The sequence below is a fragment of the Paenibacillus macquariensis genome (assembly GCF_900156375.1).
Taxonomy (GTDB): domain Bacteria; phylum Bacillota; class Bacilli; order Paenibacillales; family Paenibacillaceae; genus Paenibacillus_AQ; species Paenibacillus_AQ macquariensis.
In genome coordinates this window covers 24,461-41,947 of record NZ_FTNK01000005.1, presented here as the reverse complement: position 1 = coordinate 41,947, position 17,487 = coordinate 24,461, and the positions used below count along the sequence as shown (strand labels likewise).

The window sequence follows — 17,487 nt, the reverse complement described above, 5'->3', positions numbered from 1 at the left end:
ACAATACGAATTGGTCTTTTTACATATCGCTTCTCTAGAACATCTTTTGCAAAGCGTCTCTTCCTGATAATCCAGGGGTTATACCTAGCTTCTCCGCCTCATAGGTAACCGATTCAAGCGGTGCATCCAGTAACTCTTGCAGCGTTTTCACACCCACAGCTCTTCCAGCGATAATCTGGCGATCGGAAAGCCTTTCATTTAATAGCCCAATATCCAGAGCACCACACATAATATATCCTTTGGGAGTATTAATGGTCAGAAGCGTCGTTTTGGGAAGTTTCACTTCAACACCGGTCACGGTTATACCCTCGATAACAATAGGCACAATATTAATCATGCAGGACACCTCCTCACGTCTATCTCAACATTATGTGTATTCAATCTGAGGTCGGAGGGTGTCTATGTTACAATAAGAAGTTACTATGGTAGTGATGGAACTTATGTTAGACCACACGCCATGCAAGACTCCCCTTTCCACATGAAATCCGTGTTTTATAATACTTCTTACTTCTTAAACCTAGATTTAAATACAACAATTAAACCACCAATGCAAATTCCAGTTAAAGCCCAACCAGCAACAAACATTACCGAACTCATGCTGTTTCCTCCTCTTGTTGTTTTTAGTTCACTAGTCCATCACTACGCTCAGTTATTTATAATTTCCTCTCTGTAAAACAAATTTCTATTATACATAAAATCAGGTTTTTGTTAGTTCTTCTTCAAACTCTTCAATTATCATCCCTAGACCCAGTTTAATAACAAACTTGACAATATACATTACCTCTTAACCTCTTCAACCTCTATAGTAAGCACTAAATTTTTAACCGAAACATTAAATCCTTGATCCGCACACTTCAAGAGCCTAACCAAAAATGAATCCAATTTTTATTTCCACTTCGTTATCACTACGTGTGATTATTTTACCATACATGTGATAATAGAATAGTTAGAGTTTGTTTCATATTTACAAAACGCAAAAAAAAAGGCTAATCACCTAAGAGAGATTAGCCACTTCATTTGAAGCTTCATCGTATTGATTTGATACCATAATAAATCAACAATAGCTACATGTTTACTCAACCTATTTGGTCACACACAAAGTCACAGATGCGGTCACAATAAATAGTGAATTTCGCTTAATTTTTGACACTCACTAAATTACTACATATTATGTGCACCACACATAATATACCCTTTAGGAGTATTAATGGTCAGAAGCGTCGTTTTGGGAAGTTTTACTTCAACCCCGGTCACGTTTATACCCTCGATAACAATAGGCACAATATTAATCATGCAGGACACCTCCTCACATCTATCTCAACATTATGAGAATTTTGTCGAATATACAATAAAATCCACTTTAGACCTACGACATAAGGACTATTTTTCTCCTGATTATAATGGTATAGTTTATGTATAGTTTATGTATAGTTTATGTATAGTTTATGTATAGTTTATAATATAGATAAGATTTAACTGACAGGCTGGGGGAAATATGAATAGTAAACTACATACAGAGGACCTAGGATATTTATTCAAAGTCGACATTTTAATCAAAAATGAATCCAATGCTCGTGCGCTTCAATCGTTAATTGAAATGATGAATGGAAACAAACAAGTTATGGATTTCCGAATCCAATCTGGTATAGAGTTAGGCGAAATCATAGATTCACTTCTTCAATCAAAGGAAAAGAATTCCCTTTCCAAAATAGAATCAAATTCCCAGCATCTTTCCAAAACCACGCTAGGTGGTAAAACTGGGAAGGAAATCGTGCAATCCAGATTAAAGAATTCACTTACTCAAGAACCAATCTCAACTCCAACAACCAAAAATCCAGCATCAAATCATAGTGAAGATCCTAGGGTATGGATTAAATCCTGTATTAATGACAATCGTCTAGTACGTTTGACCGCAAATCGGAAGGGTAAACACATGGAAATCCCTTGCAGGATATTGAATTTTGATGAAGAACAACAGTTCGTTAACGTTTACCATGTAGATGAGAAACAAGTATATTCATTTATGCTGAATGAAATCGATGCATTTACGGATTAAAAAAAGAGGACTCACGAGTCCTCTTTTTTTGAATTCTATTATGAAACTTTTTCCGACCGTAAAAAAGCTGATAAATAACATAACCAGCCTGCGATGAAAGCTACGCCACCTAATGGTGTAATGGCCCCAAGTACTTTAATCCCCGTGATGCTGAGCACATAAAGACTACCTGAGAACAATATAATTCCGGCTACTAATAACCATCCGGCCCATTTAAGGCTTTTCGATTCACCAATCTGACCTACTGTTATACTGATCATTAGAAGACCAAGTGCATGGATCATATGATAATGAACACCCGTCTCATATACTCCTATAGCATCTGCACCTATTCTTGGCTCCAATAAGTGCGCTCCAAAAGCCCCAATCCCCACCGATAAGGCCATCAAGATTGTTCCCCACTTTGCAAATGTCCGTTGCAATTAATCCAGCTCCTTCATCATAAATCTGATTTTCTTACGTAATAATAACGCATAGCCTACACGTTTACCACTTTGGAGTCCCTCACCAATACATATAACAATCCTTGATTTTTCCATCCAAATATGGAAGAGTTATAGTATCTTGAATATTTCTAAGGAGAGATTAACCATGGATTCAAATGAACCACAGCACACCGTTGAAGAAGGTTCATTCTTTAACCCCGCCGCTGTTCCCGCTCCAATTATTTTAAAACATTCGGGTCCGGGGATAGCATCTTTTATTCTGTGTATGATTAGTCTATTAGGTTATATTGCATCCGTCGCCCTAATCGGCTCCCTAATGACACCCTATCTTACAGAAGATCTTACTTCCCCTAGCGCAGAAATGATTGAAAAATTAGGCGTTGCAGGAGCAATCGTCATCTTGTTCTTATTCATGAACTTGATCGGTGTTATATTGGGCATTGTTGGGGTTTCACTGAAAAGAAGAAAGAAAATATTCGCCATCTTGGGCTTGATTATGAATGCCGCTATCTTGCTAAGTTTAGCTATATTTTTTGTAATTGCCGTTGTAAACGCTACAATATAATAAATACGAATAAGGGAGATTTACTACCACATGCCTACTATTAAAATATTTGCGGACAGTACTAGTGATCTGCCTACATCATGGATTGAACAATACGACATTGGTATCATACCCTTATACGTAATCTTCGGAGAACAGTCATTGCGAGATGGATTAGATATTACCCCAATTGATCTCTATAAGAGAGTCGACCAGAATGGAGATTTACCAAAGACAGCGGCGCCTTCGCCTTCTGATTTCATGAGGGCCTTCACTCCACACATCGAACGGGGAGATCAGATTCTTTTTATTAGCCTCTCTTCAGAACTCTCCTCAACGTATCAGAATGCTCGCATTGCAGCTGATGAGTATCCATCAGACCAGATCGCAGTGTTTGATTCATTAAATTTATCGTCTGCCATTGGGCTCTTAATTATGAAAGCAATCAAGGGTGTTGAAGACGGTCGTTCTTTGGACGAGATAGTTACACTTCTAGAGGCTGTGCGGCCTGAGATTGAAACCGAGTTTGTTGTTGATACTTTGGAATATCTCTACAAAGGTGGACGCTGCTCAGGCATGCAGAACCTCATCGGAAGCCTGTTGAAGATTCGTCCAGTTATTAAAGTATCTGAAGGTAAAATGATACCCGCTAATCGTGTTCGCGGTAAACGTGAAAAAGCTGTAGAACAGTTATTACAGAACGCACTAGAAAAGAAAGATCTTATGGATCATGACCATATTATGGTCGTTCACTCCCTTGCTGAAGAAGATGCCCTTGTCATGCAAGCTCGTCTGCAAGAGCACACACAAGCTAAGGTAAACCTGTCCAGCGCAGGCTGTGTTGTCTGTAGTCACTGCGGACCACATACGATCGGCATTATGTATTCGAAAAAAACGGCATTAGGTCATTAGAATACATAACTTAAACTAGAAATCCCTGACGAGAAGATATCGTCAGGGATTTTTAAGGTTATCGTTCAATTATTATCGCTACTTTAATTCTTAAATTCATTCCAGGAAACTACATCTTCAAGTGGCAAACGTACACTTTGACGTCCCTCTACTGCTGCTTTACCCAATGCAATGAGCATCACGGTCGTGTAACGATCCGAAATATTGAACATTTCTTTGAACTGAACAGCATTATAACCACCCATAGGTACTGTGTCATATCCTTTAGCTTTGGCAGCGAGCATCAGTTGCATAGAGACCAAACCACCATCAACCAGTGCAATCTCTTTAAGTTTCTCAGCACCTACGTTTGGATACACTTTCATCGTGTTCGTCACCATCATATCTTTGATCTCCGGTGTCATCACGCCAGCATCTACTGCAATACCATGAATCTTCTCTACATTCTCATAAGCATTCAAATCACCAATCACTGCAATCACAGCGGAAGCATCAATGATCTGCTGTTGATTATTCGCAATAGGAAGCAACTGTTCCTTTAGACTTTGATCTTGAATAACAATAAATCTCCATGGTTGAAGATTAGAGGACGAAGGAGCCAATACCGCATCCGACAGAATCTCCTTAATCTCATCTTCTGACATTTTCCAAGATGCATCGTACTTTCTTACTGAATGTCTGTCTCTGATCACCGTATCGAAATCCTGCTTCACTTGTAGTGCTGTATTTGTCATTGTATTTCCTCCATATCCAATTTTAAACTCTTCTACTATATCTGCGTAAATATACGCACAGTTAAAACCAAAAAAAATCTCTGATTCATTCTGTTACAATAACGTGTTCATCAGATACTTCTTCATGAACTGTGAATTTATATTGCACAGTATAATTCAAAGAAATGACACTTGTCAACACCCTTCTTTTTGCGCCAGATCTGCGATAGTGTAGTTATCCAATGTATCTAGTATGCTTTGATCCATTTCACCCAATATTTTTGTGAAATCGGCTCTAAGCTGTATCCCTAATTCATTCTCGCACGTCGTATGAAGCATCGTTTTGAACTGTGCTTCTCCGACATCAAGTGCTCTATATACCTCAGCTAGGGTAAGTAATGCAGGGTCTATTTTCAGCCGATAACCACCTTCTCTACCTTCACGTGTCTCTAGTATATTCTCACGCACCAGATTAGCTAGTATACGTCTTAACAAAGTGGCTTCTGAATGTAAACTCTCTGCAATATAACAGCTAGGACAAGTATCTCCTTGATGATTAGCCAGTACTACTAGTGCCTGTACAGCAAGACCAAATGATTTGTACTCGGGTGATCCCGTCATGCGTTCTTTTACCATTATTGATCTCACCTTTCAATTTCATCCTACGAAGCTGTATCATTCTAAGATGCATCATTATTCTAACAAAAGACTTATAGTACGTCTACTTTGGTATGACCTATCTTAATGGAAACTGGAAACTGGAAACTCTCTCTGTATATATCACCTATTCAATTAGGTAAGCCGCTTATCTACAATCCTTCAGATATGAACAGCTTAAGTTGCTCATATATTCCGATGATCTCATCCATAGGCATCCGTACAAGACCACTCGATGAAGGAGCAACAAACTCATAGATATCCTCCACAACGGATTCCGATTGGAATCCCCAATCCACCTTAGACGTACGGCTATATTCTGTATATACCCCTTTACCTACGAAACAAGCCACTTTCGGCCGATACTTGCTCAATTTAGCATGGAGAATCTTGCGCCCCTCTGCATATTCTTCACGTGTTATATCATCCATACCGCGTGTGGGCCGAGATACAATATTGGTGAATCCATACCCTAAATTGAGCAGATCCTGGTCCTCATAAGCCTCATACAGTCGGGGCGTTAACTCTGATCGTTGAAGAATTCTCCAGAAATTATTCCGAGGATTAGCATAATGATGACCCACTTCTCCTGAACGCAGACTTGGGTTAAATCCGATAAATATGATGGATAGACCATAATCTAAATGATCTGGTATTTCAAACATAACGAACCTCCCGCTTCAGATAAAGAGACATTAATATCTATCGTAACAAACCACCTATTCAAAGACAATGACGTCTTCAAGTAGGTGGCTCTATTGTTTCAAATCTCCAATTAAATCACTTTCCTCTTCACAACAATAAAGGGCGCTCGTTCATGTCCAATTAACGTTCTATCTGCTTTTACAACAACATCTTTATCGATAATAGCATGTTCGATTGAGGTATTCTCGTGGATCACTCCATTTTGCATGATAATACTATTTCTCACGGTCGCGCCTTTACATATGTGTACCCCACGAAAAAGAATGGAGTTCGTAACGCTTCCTTCTATCACACATCCATTTGCCACCATAGCGTTACTTGTATGACCGCCATCAATATGTCGGGTGGGTGCCTCATCCTTGATCTTCGTATAAATAAGGCCAGGCTTAAAGAATAACTCTCTCCACACGTTCGGATTCAAAAGATTCATACTATGCCTGTAATAGCTGTTCAGTGTATTAATAATGCCTAAATAACCTTGATACGCATATCCATATATATTTAATCGACCGATATTGGCGCGGATCGCGTCCTTCATGAGGCTATGATGACCTTCCGCCAAGGAGGTTTCTATTAAATCTAGCAGTAGACTTTTCTTCAGAAAAAACATTTCCATTGATACTTTATTTCCATACGGAGATGCATTCGGTTCCCACATCGAAGTTACTCTACCACGATCATCCATCCCAATCCGTGTAGAGAATGAATCGATATCATTCGTTTCTTTATATACCACTGTGATGTCCGATTTATTATCATTGTGAAATTCCTGTAATCCATTGAAGTCGATGTTACATACCATGTAGCTGCGAGAAATCAATACGTACTCCTCACTACTCCGATGTAAATAATCCCTATGGGCATTTAGCGTTTGCAAATCACCGTTGGTTGGATCCAACCCTTCTTTCATAGGAGGTAGAATAAAGAGTCCAGAACGCTTGCGATCTAAATCCCATTCTTTCCCGGATCCTAAATGATCCATTAATGAACGATATTTCGTGTGGGTGAATATGCCAACATTTGTAATCCCTGAATTAACCATGCTTGATAAAATAAAGTCAATTAGACGGTACCGCCCAGCAAATGGAACAGATGCAATATTACGATGGTACGTAAGTTCTTCCAATTGATCTGGCTCATTTACCATATTTATTATGCCCATTACATTCTTCATATCCCCATCTGCTCCTTTACGGATAAGAATTCGGAAGGTATAGATTCATGGTTACCTACTAACGTAACTTCATTACTATCAGGTGAACCCACGACACTTCCATCCCCAATAATGGACCCTTCACCTACGATCGCTTTGTAGATCGTGACATTATTTCCAATCTTGGCATTAGGCATAATAACAGAGTCGATAATGACACTTCCTTGTCCAATCTCTACCCCATAGAACAAGACCGAATGCCTTACTTCCCCAAATACCATACAACCTTCATTTACAAGGGAATTTGAAATGACTGCGGAAGCCGCGATATATTGAGGCGGTTGATTCGGATTGAGAGAATAGATGCGCCATTTACGATCATTTAGATTCAATGTCGTCTCCTCATCTAATAAATCCATATTCGCTTCCCATAAGCTATCAATGGTCCCAACATCCTTCCAGTATCCATCAAAAGGATAGGCCGTTAACTGTATACCATCATTTAACATCGCAGGGATAATATCTTTACCAAAATCATGACTTGATTTCGATTGAGCTGCATCATTCTCCAAGTATTGTTTGAGTACCTTCCAGGTGTAAATGTACACCCCCATAGAAGCGAGATTACTTGTCGTCTCTTCCGGTTTTTCTTGGAAATCAGTCACTCTGTGGTTATCATCGACACTTAATATTCCGAATCGATTCACTTCTTTCCACTTCACTTCAATGACTGCAATCGTTGCATCTGACTTCTGTTCTTTATGAAAACGCAACATACGCTCGTAGTCCATTTTATAAATATGATCACCCGATATGATGAGGACGTATTCAGGATTGTATTGTTTAATATAGTCCATGTTCTGATAAATGGCATCTGCGGTCCCCTTGTACCAATCGCCACCCTTTCGCTTGATGAATGGAGGTAGAATAGACACGCCGCCTTCTTTCCGATCTAAATCCCACGGTTTCCCAATGCCAATATAGTGATTCAATACTAGAGGATGATATTGCGTTAGTACACCAACGGTATCTATACCAGAATTCGTACAATTACTAAGAGTGAAATCGATAATCCGATATTTACCGCCAAAAAAAACGGCAGGTTTAGCTATCTTTTTCGTAAGCTTTCCTAACCGTTTCCCTTCGCCTCCAGCTAATAACATCGCTATGCATTCTTTATTCTTCATGACATGACCCTCCCTCTCAAGAAATGGCTCTCTTCACAGCTTGTCTCCGCCGTCTGAGTGCCTTCATGAACTAACTAATGAGATAATAACGCGGGGCTTCATAGGAAATATATTACTGGTTTTTAGAATTAAATTCCTCTTAGTTCATTCTATCCATATGAAAAATCGGACAAGAATATGTCTGCTAGTGGTTGTTTTCCGCAGTAATCTCACAATACAATTACAATTTTCCGCCTATTATTCCGATAGTAATAAGACAGACATATATAAGGGAGAGAGACACGCATGAATTTTTTCAAAAAAATATTAAGTTACCGAAAGAATCGAACCATTACCCAACAACTTATCTTGATGTTAGTAGTCATAACCTTGGTAAGTGTTGGAGCAACAACCAGCAATATTGTATCCAACCGAGCAGTATCACAGAGTATAAAGGATTCAGAATATGCAACTCAGCAAGAAAAAGGTTACGTGGAAGTAGCCGATAAAATGCAGCGGGATCTAATATGGATGATCGATATATTGGAGACAGGAAACAAAGAACATAAGGAAACTATAGTGGAGGATATTGCAGCCCTCCCTAAGGATATGGAATCTCTAACTTTACAATTCAATGCTTTCGACAAGTACTTGAATTTACCGGAAGGTAAGTTTGTGCATTATGTCAATGTTTTGAAAATGGTCTATGGTACCATGGTTGATGTCCATCCACGGATAACACCTGACCTAGAGGACTTCGAAAAGAGCTTATTAAAACAGAAGCTCATGAGTACCTACTCTTCCGTATTATCCTATAGTAAGTCCACAATAAATGACGAATTCCGGAACGTGTTACAAAAAAATCAGACTCGTCTTAGCCAGAATATATCTCAAGTAAACATTACCATTTATGTTACTAGTGCACTCCTTATCATTATACCGTTCTTTATGATTATGCAGTTCATTACTAGAATTCGAAAGGGACTATCAGACATCATGAAGCGTATTGATTCCTATCATAATAGTGATTTCACGTATGAAGGTAGTTTCATGCGTGAAGATGAATTTGGCACAATAGATCAGAAACTCTCTATGATGGGAGCCAATCTTAGGACTACTATTCAATCCACCCTTGATATTAGTAACAATGTCATGGATATATCTCAACGTATGGAAGGCATTGCTCAAGATAACAAAGAGGCCTCCGTTACAGTGAAGAAGGAAATTGATAACAGCGCACCAGTACTCTTATCTCAGCTTGACGAGACTACGTCTATATCTGCAGTAACCGAGCAAGTATCTGCTAGTTCTCAACAAATCGCGGCATCCAGTGAATATATTAATGACAACATGCAATTGATGAAAGCTTCATCACATATTGGCGTTGGGCACATGACTGAAGTCGTTAATTTAGTTGATCGGACGGGAATTGAGTTCGAACAGCTAATGAAGGTGTTTGATACCATGTCCGAGCGGTATAACCATATCGAGCATACCCTTTCTGGTATTCAAGATGTGAATACCCAGACTAATCTATTGTCCTTGAATGCTTCGATTGAAGCAGCGAGAGCTGGTGAACATGGAAGAGGTTTTGCCGTAGTTGCTGACGAAATTCGTAAACTATCGGAGAATACCAAATCGCTGTCTGAGGAGATTAATTCAGACTTAGTTCTTATCCATTCTAATATGACATCCTGTGGTCAAAGTCTAGCTACCTTCTCAAGCGTCATTCAGGAAACGAAGGATATTTCTGAGAAGTCCAGCACCACATTCCAAGAGTTGGAATCGCAGAGTTCCGTCCTAGCTGATCAAGTTAGCGAAATTACGCTAGCCATAGGCGAGATTTCTACGAGCATGAGTAATATCGTTACTTCGGTTGAGACACTATCCACCTCATCTTCTGATGTAAATACGCGTATGCAACTTGTAAGTGGAATTTCTCAAGGTCAGAACGAAATATCTGATCAATTATATGAACTTACCCATACTTTAAAAAATACATCAACAAGCTTGAAGAACAACACATCCTCTTTTACGCTGTAACTTCAATCATACGGTTATAATACAACAGCCTCGATCGCGAGATATAACGCGTTCGAGGCTGTTTGTATTTTTATACGTCCACTTGCCGTTCTAACATCTTTGATCTCACAAGCAGAGCAGATCCGATCAGTGCCAATCCATTAATAATAAATATCCACCGGATAGGCATCCATGCCCCTAACAATCCGCCAATAATAGGCCCTGCCATTGTTGCCATCTGGGAGACGGATTGATTCAGTCCGAATGCCCTACCCCGGAAGTTCGAATCTGTCACGTTTACAATCATTGCATTGATCGTGGGATATACAGCTGCAAAGAACAGCCCATAACCAAATCGAAGCACACCAAATCCGATATAACCTGTCACAAAAAACTGCAATAAATTCCCCAATCCGCCGCCGATTAAGCCAAGAAATAATACTTTTCCGTACCCAATCCGTCTACCTATTTTCGCCCACTGAGGAGCCATGATAATTGTTGCAATACCAACCGCCGAGAAAATAATACCTGAGGTACGCGAAGCATTGGCCTTCGTGACCCCCATCTCCATAACATAGACCGTAATGAGAGGTTCTAAGATCATCACCGAGAACGTTGTGATGAATACGAGCCCCATCAGTGTCATGAATGTACTATTCTTCGCTGCCATCTTAAGATCATCTCTTACATGAGAACGAACAGCAGTCCGATCGAAATTATGTTCTTTCGCAAACAAAGTTGCAATAAGTGCGGAGACTAACACAATGATACTTGAGAACAGAAAAGCATTCCTGTTCCCGTAATAATGACTTACAAAACCTCCAATGAGTGGTCCAATAATACTACCCGTTGCTCCAGAAGTAGACATGATCCCTAATGCATAACCTGTCTTTTCCTCCGGTGTATTCGTTGCTACCATAGCTATCGCAGCAGGTACGAATCCAGCTAATAACCCCTGTAGAATTCTCACGACTAAGAACCAATATGGATCTGTAACGAAATAATTTAATAAATATAATGCCGCAAGACTGAAGCCCGAGCGTATCAGCATGGGTTTACGACCGTATTTATCTGCTAGAGAACCCCAAAATGGGGAAATTAACGCACTAGCTAGAAATGTAATACCGAACGCCAATCCTGACCAAATCTCAATATTTGTTTCCACACCAAGTTCTGTGTTCAGAAATATGGGCAGAAAGGGGATTGAAATAGAATACGCTGTACTACAAAAGAAGACCCCTAACCAAAGGACAACTAAATTACGTTTCCAAGAATATGACATGGTCACACATCCTTTCACAACACCCTTATGTACCTTACTACTCTTAAGTTATATGAAAGAGTTCCTTCAAGATTGGTAACATTAGGTACTATTCTACTCCTATCTTACTTGAATCTCTAGACCACGGACTGTGCTAAGTCGTACCACGAATGCACTTTTCTCTAATTAGTTGAGTCATATCGAGGCCTAAATGAAAATAAAAAAATAACCTTATACGCAAATTAACTGCGTATAAGGCCATTTATCATACTTTCACTTCTCTTATTATGCTTCTACTTTCCGATCAATAAGTTTCACCATAATATACAAGAAAGCTACGGAGCATACTAACTCAAAGATGAATGATCCTATCATTCCTCCAGTAAGAGATGACGGATTGTAATTCACATTTGTTACTATACCATCCACTGCAGAATTAGATTCATCCGAGAAAATTTGGAATATCCCCCATTGGGACTCTCCAAAAAACAGATTTTCTATCCAAGATAACCCATTCACGATAATGAAAAAGACCACAATTCCGATCCAAAAGCTACCCTTACTACGAATACTAGTAGCAATAGTAATCGCTAAAAAGATCGTAATAAGCATATTAATCATAATCCAACATGCAGATAACAGTGACATTATCGTATCCATAGGATACATTTTAATGATGTCAAATATGCGTGTATTTTCATAAACCGTAAGGTATACATATCCGTGAATGAGCATAATAAGGCCCAATATCAGCAAACATATAAATCCCATCGCGATAGGTGAAATAATAGTCTTCAATGAATGAACAGGTAATAATTTACGGTGATAGGCTTTAAGATTATAACTATAGGTGCGGATCGGTGTTATAAACAAAATCACTCCAGCGATCATATAAGCAAGCATACTAAACACTGTTATCAGCGTAATGTTATTAATTAATAGCATTATCGATAACTGGGCAAGAATGAGTACAACAGCAACGCCTAATAGCTTCGCACCATTTCGCTTAAAGTCATATTTCAACAATTTCATCATTCTGCATACACCTCTTTAAACATGTCATCTACACTTTTTCCATATTTGATCCGTAAATTCTCTACTTCTTCATGCATGACAATTTCACCTTCGCGGATGAAGACCACTTCATCAAAGATCCGCTCAATATCACGCACAAGGTGTGTAGAGATAATGATGCTACTGTCTTCGTTGTAGTACTCTACGATAGCATCTAATATTTTACCTCGGGCGACCGGATCTACTCCACCAATCGGCTCATCAAGTAAATAGAGCTTCGCATCACGTGATAATGCTAACGTGAGCTGTAACCGTTCATTCATCCCCTTCGACAATACGCTGACACGATCACTTTCATTTATCTTCATGAATTGAAGCATTTCTCGAGCTTTCACAATATCGAAATCGTCATAGAAATCTTGAAAGAAGGTAATGGCATCTCGCACTTTCATCCATGATTCTGTCAAAGGTCTATCCGGCATGAAGGACACTAACGCTTTACTCTTCAGTCCTACAGGTAATCCAGCAACAGTTAATGTTCCTCTGGTTGGTTGTAACAACCCTGTGACCATCTTCATGAGCGTACTTTTCCCGCTTCCATTGCTCCCAAGAAGTCCTACGATCTTTCCCGGTCCAATCTCTAGAGATACGTCATTTAATGCAGTCTTGGAACCGTAAGATTTGGTTATACCATTCATTTGTAATAAGCTACTCACGTTGGATTCACTCCTCTCTCTTGGCCTAGTTCAGGGCTTTGCGTTACCGCTTCAGCAACAATCGATACAATGTCTTGATTTGCAAATCCAAGTTCCTTCATACCGTTAATAAATTGATCTAACAATGCGCCTGCCATTTCCTTCTTAATCTCCATAATTTTAGATTCCTCACTTGTCACGTATCTTCCGAGACCACGTCTCGTCTCTACAATCTCTTCACGCTCTAGTTCCTGAAATGTGCGCTGAATCGTATTCGGATTAATCTGCAATTCAGCTGCTAATTCACGAACCGATAGTATCTTGTCTCCCGGCTTCAATGTGCCTGTTACGATCTGTCTCTTGATGTAATTCATGATCTGTAAATAGATCGGCATATTATTATCAAATTCAATACTCACAATTGGCATATCTCCTTCCACTGCATCAGTGTCACTGTCATAGCTAAATAGTACACTATGATTGTGACGTTGTAAAGTACTTTTAGCCTTTTATCCAAAAAAAATACAAATAAACTTTCAGATACGCCAATTGGAGTTACACGCTAATGGATTCAAAATATCCAAACATGTCACCTGTGTTTTATGTATTCCGCTTTTTATTTATCTCATGATATAATGGCTCTGTAATTGGGAATAAATGTTCTTCATTAGCAGAATTGATATCATCCTAGGGGAGAAGATTAGACTTGGAGATTAAGCTTGAGCAACCGACTCATGAAGTCATTTCTGTATGCCTCTTAGCAGGTCAGATCATGCTCCAAAGCGGAGCAGAAACCTATCGTGTAGAGGACACGATGTCACGTATAGCAGCCTCATTTGGATTTACCAACTCGAACAGCTACGTGACGCCTACAGGAATCATTTTTCAACTGGATAGGGCTGGATCAGCTCAGTTGATCCAAATTGTGAAACGAACAACGGATCTTCAAAAAGTGGTAGCTGTGAATGCCATTTCAAGACAGCTAAGTACCGGGGAAATTTCTGTTATGGAAGCACAGTCCATGCTCCATCAGGTGGATATAGAGGCTCACGCCTTCTCCATAGGGTTTCAAATTATGGCGGCATCGATTGCAAGTGGCTGCTTTACGATCATGTTTCAAGGGGGATGGCTTGATTTCATACCGGGTATGATTTGTGGAGGACTAGGTTATTGCGCATTTGTGTATTTCCATCGTTTAGTAAAGGTCAAATTTTTCGCCGAATTGGTGGCGGCCTTCCTTATCGGAATCGTCTCATTCTTTCTAACCTCTGCAGGAATGGGACAATCGTTAGATAAGATTATCATTGGCTCCGTTATGCCGCTAGTACCTGGTTTACTTATAACGAATGCAGTACGCGATTTAATGGCCGGGCATCTCGTATCTGGGTTATCTAGAGGAGCAGAGGCGTTCCTGACAGCTTTTGCAATTGGAACAGGAATTGCAGTTGTGTTCACTATTTTTTAAATTGAAAGAGGTCCTTCTATCATGATTGAACAATTAGTCACGTGTTTCATTGCTACCGCAGGATTTGCTATACTCTTTAATGCTCCAAAGAGATCTCTTATCCAATGTGGCTTGGTAGGGACGCTCAGTTGGATGGCATATATTCTTCTTCTAGAATACGACGTAGACCCCATATTAGCTACGCTTGCGGCCACCTTCCTCGTCGGAGTAATTAGCCAAATATTTGCGAAGTATTATAAAATGCCGGTTATTATATTTAGCGTATCTGGTATCATTCCATTGGTTCCCGGTGGATTAGCTTATAATGCGATGCGTAGATTCGTACAAAATGATTACAACGAAGCGATTCACTTCGCCGTTCAAGCCTTTATGCTTTCTGGATCCATCGCCTTAGGTCTCGTATTATCCGAAGTGTTAAACCAGACCATTCGCAAGAAAGCTCCTCCATTAACATAAACAAGGAGATACATATAATGCTTAAGCCTTCTTGTGATCTTCCAATTATTAGCTATTTCACAAGTATAGCCAAAATCAAAATAGGACGTATAATAGAAGGGAAGTTCAAATCTAAGGAGGAACACAACGATGTCATCAAGTAAAGCCAAAAAAATAAGACAAAAACTCGAGAAACAAGGTAAAGTAAACCCAGAGTTACTACGAGGATCATGGTTAGGTATTAATCCCCTTTCCAAAGTAACACCTACACTTCAACAAAGACGCACACAACTCCATAATAAACACAAAAGGAATCCAGCCCTCGAGCGCAGCGGCAGCGATTCCTTTTTCTATGTACATATAAAAATAAACGGTCGGATGACTTCGTAATATTTAACCTGCGTTTTGTGAATCCCTCTTCTGTATCTCATGCACGCCCATGACAACCGCCACTAGCTCATAACTATCTAATTCCTTGGAATCATTAACTAAGCGAAATGCTCCCGTTTGTATCCAACTGCTTACTTTAGCAAAAGAAGCAACGATCTCACTATTACTGCTCTGTATACTATATTCTTTGGAAAATGCGGGTGATGTAATCTCATAGACTCCTCGATTTCCTGCATCATATTCATACTTTTTTGTAAGAAAACTCATTCGTCTTCGCAGTACACCTAGTTGTCCATCTCTGTCATCAGTTATGATCCATTTATTTGAGAACGAACGAAACTTTCCACCACACACGATCTGTCCTTGATGACCAAATACATCCAGTGAAGAACCGAAGGCGGATTTCAAGTCCATACTTCCCACAACTTCTCCATCATGATTCATAATATCTGAGATTCCTGAATTGAAAAATTTATCTTTAAAATATAATTCCATAATCATCGCTCCCTTGTGAGATAGAATTTCTTATGATATATTTCATCCTATTTTACCATAAACATCCAATAAATGACTATGTATCTTTAATGTTACACTTGTCTGATATAAGCAAAAAGCCCACATATGGATCTATGTAGGCTCTTTCGATTGCAATGAAATGAAGAACTCTCTTCTCTATTTCGCTGAGTCAATAAGTTTGAAATCATCATAGTGAAAAGCTGGAGCTACAACACAAGTAACGAAACCAGGCTCATTTCCTACCGCTACCGAGGTCTGCCATACATTAGCAGGTACTAGCGCTTGAGGAACTTGCCCATTCTCAATATCCATACCAAGAATGATCTTCTGACCCGCTTCAGGATTCTCAAGCGTTCCACCTAAAGTCAATTCAATCGGACCACCAGAATGATACAACCACAATTCATCGGATAGTACGACATGCCATGCAGAAACTTCACCTGGATGTAGTAAGAAATAGATCGAGCTCGCGGCAGCACGTGCACCAGAATATTCTGGACCTAATACGGATTTAGGTATTTCGTACGATGCTTTCCATATTTCCTTGCACCAACCACCTTCAACATGTGGTTCTAAGTTCAACAATTTAACTAATGGTGACTGCTCTTGTGTCATATTTTCTCTCCCATTTCACTTATATTTTGATATTGATGGATGAATGATCAATCCTTGTCGCATCTGGCTTGTCATATGTAATTGGAAGCCGTTGTAATCATTTTACTACAGAGTCTCCCACCTTGCCCATAATTCCCTCGGATTTAATTCATAAATCTCATTTTCCCTATACATGAATTGATGCATAATAAACTCTCTGCGTATCGTTGCAAAATCTTCATGAACGGGTTTAATGAAGTGATTTATTTCCTTCTCCGTGTATTTTCTCCCTTCCTCCAACTGACTGACTAAATGCTCTAGAACGATTAATTTCTTCTTAAGCTGCGCTGGTATCTGCTTTAATTTCCCTTCCGCCGTAAAGAAATTGTTAATAACCGATTCTTGCAGTTTCTTATGAGTTTCTTCCATTGCGTCTACCTCCTTCTTGTTCCCAACATTTCTGTATATCAGTTCTACGATTGCCGTTGCATTATTGTGGATGAAATAATCATTTAACAAAAAATAGATCGTGTTCTTATCTCTGCGCTCATTAATCAGACTTGCTTCACGTAATTTGGTAGCATGGTGTGTAATGGTAGCTGGCGTCACATGAAGCTTCTCAGCTAAGACTTGACCATTACGTTCGCCCTCAGCCAGAATGATTAGTATTTTTATCCGTGTTGGATCTGCAAGTGCTTTATGATAGCTGACGATCTTATCGAGTTGCATGAATCGTGCGCTCC

The 17,487-nt window shown here is 39.5% G+C and carries 21 protein-coding genes and 1 pseudogene; 7 read left to right on the top strand and 15 right to left on the bottom strand.

What is annotated here, in order from left to right:
- Positions 1–34 precede the first annotated feature (34 nt).
- Together BW961_RS10920 and BW961_RS31570 are read right to left on the bottom strand one after the other, a co-directional pair.
- Entirely contained in the window at positions 35–337 is a 303-nt protein-coding gene (locus BW961_RS10920; protein ID WP_068586792.1) for a YunC family protein, read from the bottom strand.
- A gap of 836 nt (positions 338–1,173) precedes the next feature.
- A pseudogene (locus tag BW961_RS31570) lies at positions 1,174–1,293 on the bottom strand (YunC family protein); the annotation flags it as partial.
- A gap of 202 nt (positions 1,294–1,495) precedes the next feature.
- Here BW961_RS31570 and BW961_RS10915 point away from each other — a divergent pair.
- Positions 1,496–2,056, top strand: coding sequence for a hypothetical protein (locus BW961_RS10915; RefSeq protein ID WP_068586789.1), 561 nt, complete (start codon positions 1,496–1,498; stop codon positions 2,054–2,056).
- Between the two features lie 38 nt (positions 2,057–2,094).
- Here BW961_RS10915 and BW961_RS10910 read toward each other — a convergent pair whose 3' ends face one another.
- A complete protein-coding gene (locus BW961_RS10910) occupies positions 2,095–2,478 on the bottom strand; it encodes a DUF423 domain-containing protein (RefSeq protein WP_068586786.1) in 384 nt (127 codons plus the stop codon).
- 169 nt (positions 2,479–2,647) lie between these two features.
- Between BW961_RS10910 and BW961_RS10905 the strand changes: the two genes are divergently transcribed.
- The gene (locus tag BW961_RS10905) at positions 2,648–3,067 is read left to right on the top strand and encodes a hypothetical protein (protein WP_068586784.1); all 420 of its coding nucleotides are present in this window, start codon (positions 2,648–2,650) and stop codon (positions 3,065–3,067) included.
- A 30-nt stretch (positions 3,068–3,097) separates the two neighbouring features.
- A complete protein-coding gene (locus BW961_RS10900) occupies positions 3,098–3,958 on the top strand; it encodes a DegV family protein (RefSeq protein ID WP_068586780.1) in 861 nt (286 codons plus the stop codon).
- A gap of 83 nt (positions 3,959–4,041) precedes the next feature.
- Here BW961_RS10900 and BW961_RS10895 read toward each other — a convergent pair whose 3' ends face one another.
- The 5 genes from BW961_RS10895 to BW961_RS10875 form a co-directional block, all read right to left on the bottom strand.
- Positions 4,042–4,692 carry a nitroreductase family protein gene (locus BW961_RS10895; RefSeq protein WP_068586777.1) on the bottom strand — a complete coding sequence of 217 codons (651 nt, stop codon included), beginning with the start codon at positions 4,690–4,692 and terminating at the stop codon, positions 4,042–4,044.
- Positions 4,693–4,866: 174 nt separating this feature from the next.
- The gene (locus tag BW961_RS10890; protein WP_068586775.1) at positions 4,867–5,307 is read right to left on the bottom strand and encodes an Rrf2 family transcriptional regulator; all 441 of its coding nucleotides are present in this window, start codon (positions 5,305–5,307) and stop codon (positions 4,867–4,869) included.
- A gap of 173 nt (positions 5,308–5,480) precedes the next feature.
- Complete coding sequence (locus tag BW961_RS10885; protein WP_068586774.1) at positions 5,481–5,993, bottom strand: mismatch-specific DNA-glycosylase; 513 nt, start codon at positions 5,991–5,993, stop codon at positions 5,481–5,483.
- 110 nt (positions 5,994–6,103) lie between these two features.
- Entirely contained in the window at positions 6,104–7,207 is a 1,104-nt protein-coding gene (gene glgD / locus BW961_RS10880) for a glucose-1-phosphate adenylyltransferase subunit GlgD (RefSeq protein WP_068586772.1), read from the bottom strand.
- Positions 7,204–8,373, bottom strand: a complete 1,170-nt coding sequence (locus BW961_RS10875) for a glucose-1-phosphate adenylyltransferase (protein ID WP_068586768.1) — start codon at positions 8,371–8,373, stop codon at positions 7,204–7,206. Before BW961_RS10875 ends, glgD begins: the two co-directional genes overlap by 4 nt.
- A gap of 285 nt (positions 8,374–8,658) precedes the next feature.
- Between BW961_RS10875 and BW961_RS10870 the strand changes: the two genes are divergently transcribed.
- The gene (locus tag BW961_RS10870) at positions 8,659–10,395 is read left to right on the top strand and encodes a methyl-accepting chemotaxis protein (RefSeq protein WP_068586765.1); all 1,737 of its coding nucleotides are present in this window, start codon (positions 8,659–8,661) and stop codon (positions 10,393–10,395) included.
- A gap of 70 nt (positions 10,396–10,465) precedes the next feature.
- Here BW961_RS10870 and BW961_RS10865 read toward each other — a convergent pair whose 3' ends face one another.
- The 4 genes from BW961_RS10865 to BW961_RS10850 all read right to left on the bottom strand — a co-directional run bounded on the left by BW961_RS10865 (position 10,466) and on the right by BW961_RS10850 (position 13,763).
- Complete coding sequence (locus BW961_RS10865) at positions 10,466–11,656, bottom strand: MFS transporter (protein ID WP_068586763.1); 1,191 nt, start codon at positions 11,654–11,656, stop codon at positions 10,466–10,468.
- A 264-nt stretch (positions 11,657–11,920) separates the two neighbouring features.
- A complete protein-coding gene (locus tag BW961_RS10860) occupies positions 11,921–12,670 on the bottom strand; it encodes a hypothetical protein (RefSeq protein WP_068586760.1) in 750 nt (249 codons plus the stop codon).
- Complete coding sequence (locus BW961_RS10855; protein ID WP_170878555.1) at positions 12,667–13,365, bottom strand: ABC transporter ATP-binding protein; 699 nt, start codon at positions 13,363–13,365, stop codon at positions 12,667–12,669. The genes BW961_RS10860 and BW961_RS10855 overlap by 4 nt, the downstream gene beginning before the upstream one ends.
- Positions 13,362–13,763, bottom strand: coding sequence for a GntR family transcriptional regulator (locus BW961_RS10850; protein ID WP_068586757.1), 402 nt, complete (start codon positions 13,761–13,763; stop codon positions 13,362–13,364). The genes BW961_RS10855 and BW961_RS10850 overlap by 4 nt, the downstream gene beginning before the upstream one ends.
- Positions 13,764–14,050: 287 nt before the next feature.
- Between BW961_RS10850 and BW961_RS10845 the strand changes: the two genes are divergently transcribed.
- The 3 genes from BW961_RS10845 to BW961_RS10835 all read left to right on the top strand — a co-directional run bounded on the left by BW961_RS10845 (position 14,051) and on the right by BW961_RS10835 (position 15,634).
- Positions 14,051–14,809, top strand: coding sequence for a threonine/serine exporter family protein (locus BW961_RS10845; protein ID WP_068586754.1), 759 nt, complete (start codon positions 14,051–14,053; stop codon positions 14,807–14,809).
- Positions 14,810–14,830: 21 nt separating this feature from the next.
- Entirely contained in the window at positions 14,831–15,265 is a 435-nt protein-coding gene (locus tag BW961_RS10840) for a threonine/serine exporter family protein (protein WP_068586749.1), read from the top strand.
- A 129-nt stretch (positions 15,266–15,394) separates the two neighbouring features.
- Entirely contained in the window at positions 15,395–15,634 is a 240-nt protein-coding gene (locus tag BW961_RS10835; RefSeq protein ID WP_068586746.1) for a hypothetical protein, read from the top strand.
- Positions 15,635–15,637: 3 nt separating this feature from the next.
- Here BW961_RS10835 and BW961_RS10830 read toward each other — a convergent pair whose 3' ends face one another.
- The 3 genes from BW961_RS10830 to BW961_RS10820 form a co-directional block, all read right to left on the bottom strand.
- Entirely contained in the window at positions 15,638–16,129 is a 492-nt protein-coding gene (locus BW961_RS10830) for an LURP-one-related family protein (protein ID WP_068586742.1), read from the bottom strand.
- Between the two features lie 177 nt (positions 16,130–16,306).
- Entirely contained in the window at positions 16,307–16,765 is a 459-nt protein-coding gene (locus tag BW961_RS10825; RefSeq protein ID WP_068586739.1) for a cupin domain-containing protein, read from the bottom strand.
- A gap of 105 nt (positions 16,766–16,870) precedes the next feature.
- The gene (locus BW961_RS10820) at positions 16,871–17,473 is read right to left on the bottom strand and encodes a DUF2087 domain-containing protein (RefSeq protein ID WP_068586736.1); all 603 of its coding nucleotides are present in this window, start codon (positions 17,471–17,473) and stop codon (positions 16,871–16,873) included.
- Between the last annotated feature and the right edge of the window lie 14 nt (positions 17,474–17,487).

Coding starts and splice junctions, on each gene's coding strand:
- BW961_RS10885 (WP_068586774.1), bottom strand. CDS start 5,993: ATGTTTGAAATACCAGATCATTTAGATTATGGTCTATCCATCATATTT.
- BW961_RS10865 (WP_068586763.1), bottom strand. CDS start 11,656: ATGTCATATTCTTGGAAACGTAATTTAGTTGTCCTTTGGTTAGGGGTC.
- BW961_RS10830 (WP_068586742.1), bottom strand. CDS start 16,129: ATGGAATTATATTTTAAAGATAAATTTTTCAATTCAGGAATCTCAGAT.
- BW961_RS10870 (WP_068586765.1), top strand. CDS start 8,659: ATGAATTTTTTCAAAAAAATATTAAGTTACCGAAAGAATCGAACCATT.
- BW961_RS10915 (WP_068586789.1), top strand. CDS start 1,496: ATGAATAGTAAACTACATACAGAGGACCTAGGATATTTATTCAAAGTC.
- BW961_RS10875 (WP_068586768.1), bottom strand. CDS start 8,373: ATGAAGAATAAAGAATGCATAGCGATGTTATTAGCTGGAGGCGAAGGG.
- BW961_RS10900 (WP_068586780.1), top strand. CDS start 3,098: ATGCCTACTATTAAAATATTTGCGGACAGTACTAGTGATCTGCCTACA.
- BW961_RS10825 (WP_068586739.1), bottom strand. CDS start 16,765: ATGACACAAGAGCAGTCACCATTAGTTAAATTGTTGAACTTAGAACCA.
- BW961_RS10820 (WP_068586736.1), bottom strand. CDS start 17,473: ATGCAACTCGATAAGATCGTCAGCTATCATAAAGCACTTGCAGATCCA.
- BW961_RS10920 (WP_068586792.1), bottom strand. CDS start 337: ATGATTAATATTGTGCCTATTGTTATCGAGGGTATAACCGTGACCGGT.
- BW961_RS10905 (WP_068586784.1), top strand. CDS start 2,648: ATGGATTCAAATGAACCACAGCACACCGTTGAAGAAGGTTCATTCTTT.
- BW961_RS10895 (WP_068586777.1), bottom strand. CDS start 4,692: ATGACAAATACAGCACTACAAGTGAAGCAGGATTTCGATACGGTGATC.
- BW961_RS10840 (WP_068586749.1), top strand. CDS start 14,831: ATGATTGAACAATTAGTCACGTGTTTCATTGCTACCGCAGGATTTGCT.
- BW961_RS10835 (WP_068586746.1), top strand. CDS start 15,395: ATGTCATCAAGTAAAGCCAAAAAAATAAGACAAAAACTCGAGAAACAA.
- BW961_RS10890 (WP_068586775.1), bottom strand. CDS start 5,307: ATGGTAAAAGAACGCATGACGGGATCACCCGAGTACAAATCATTTGGT.
- glgD (WP_068586772.1), bottom strand. CDS start 7,207: ATGAAGAATGTAATGGGCATAATAAATATGGTAAATGAGCCAGATCAA.
- BW961_RS10860 (WP_068586760.1), bottom strand. CDS start 12,670: ATGATGAAATTGTTGAAATATGACTTTAAGCGAAATGGTGCGAAGCTA.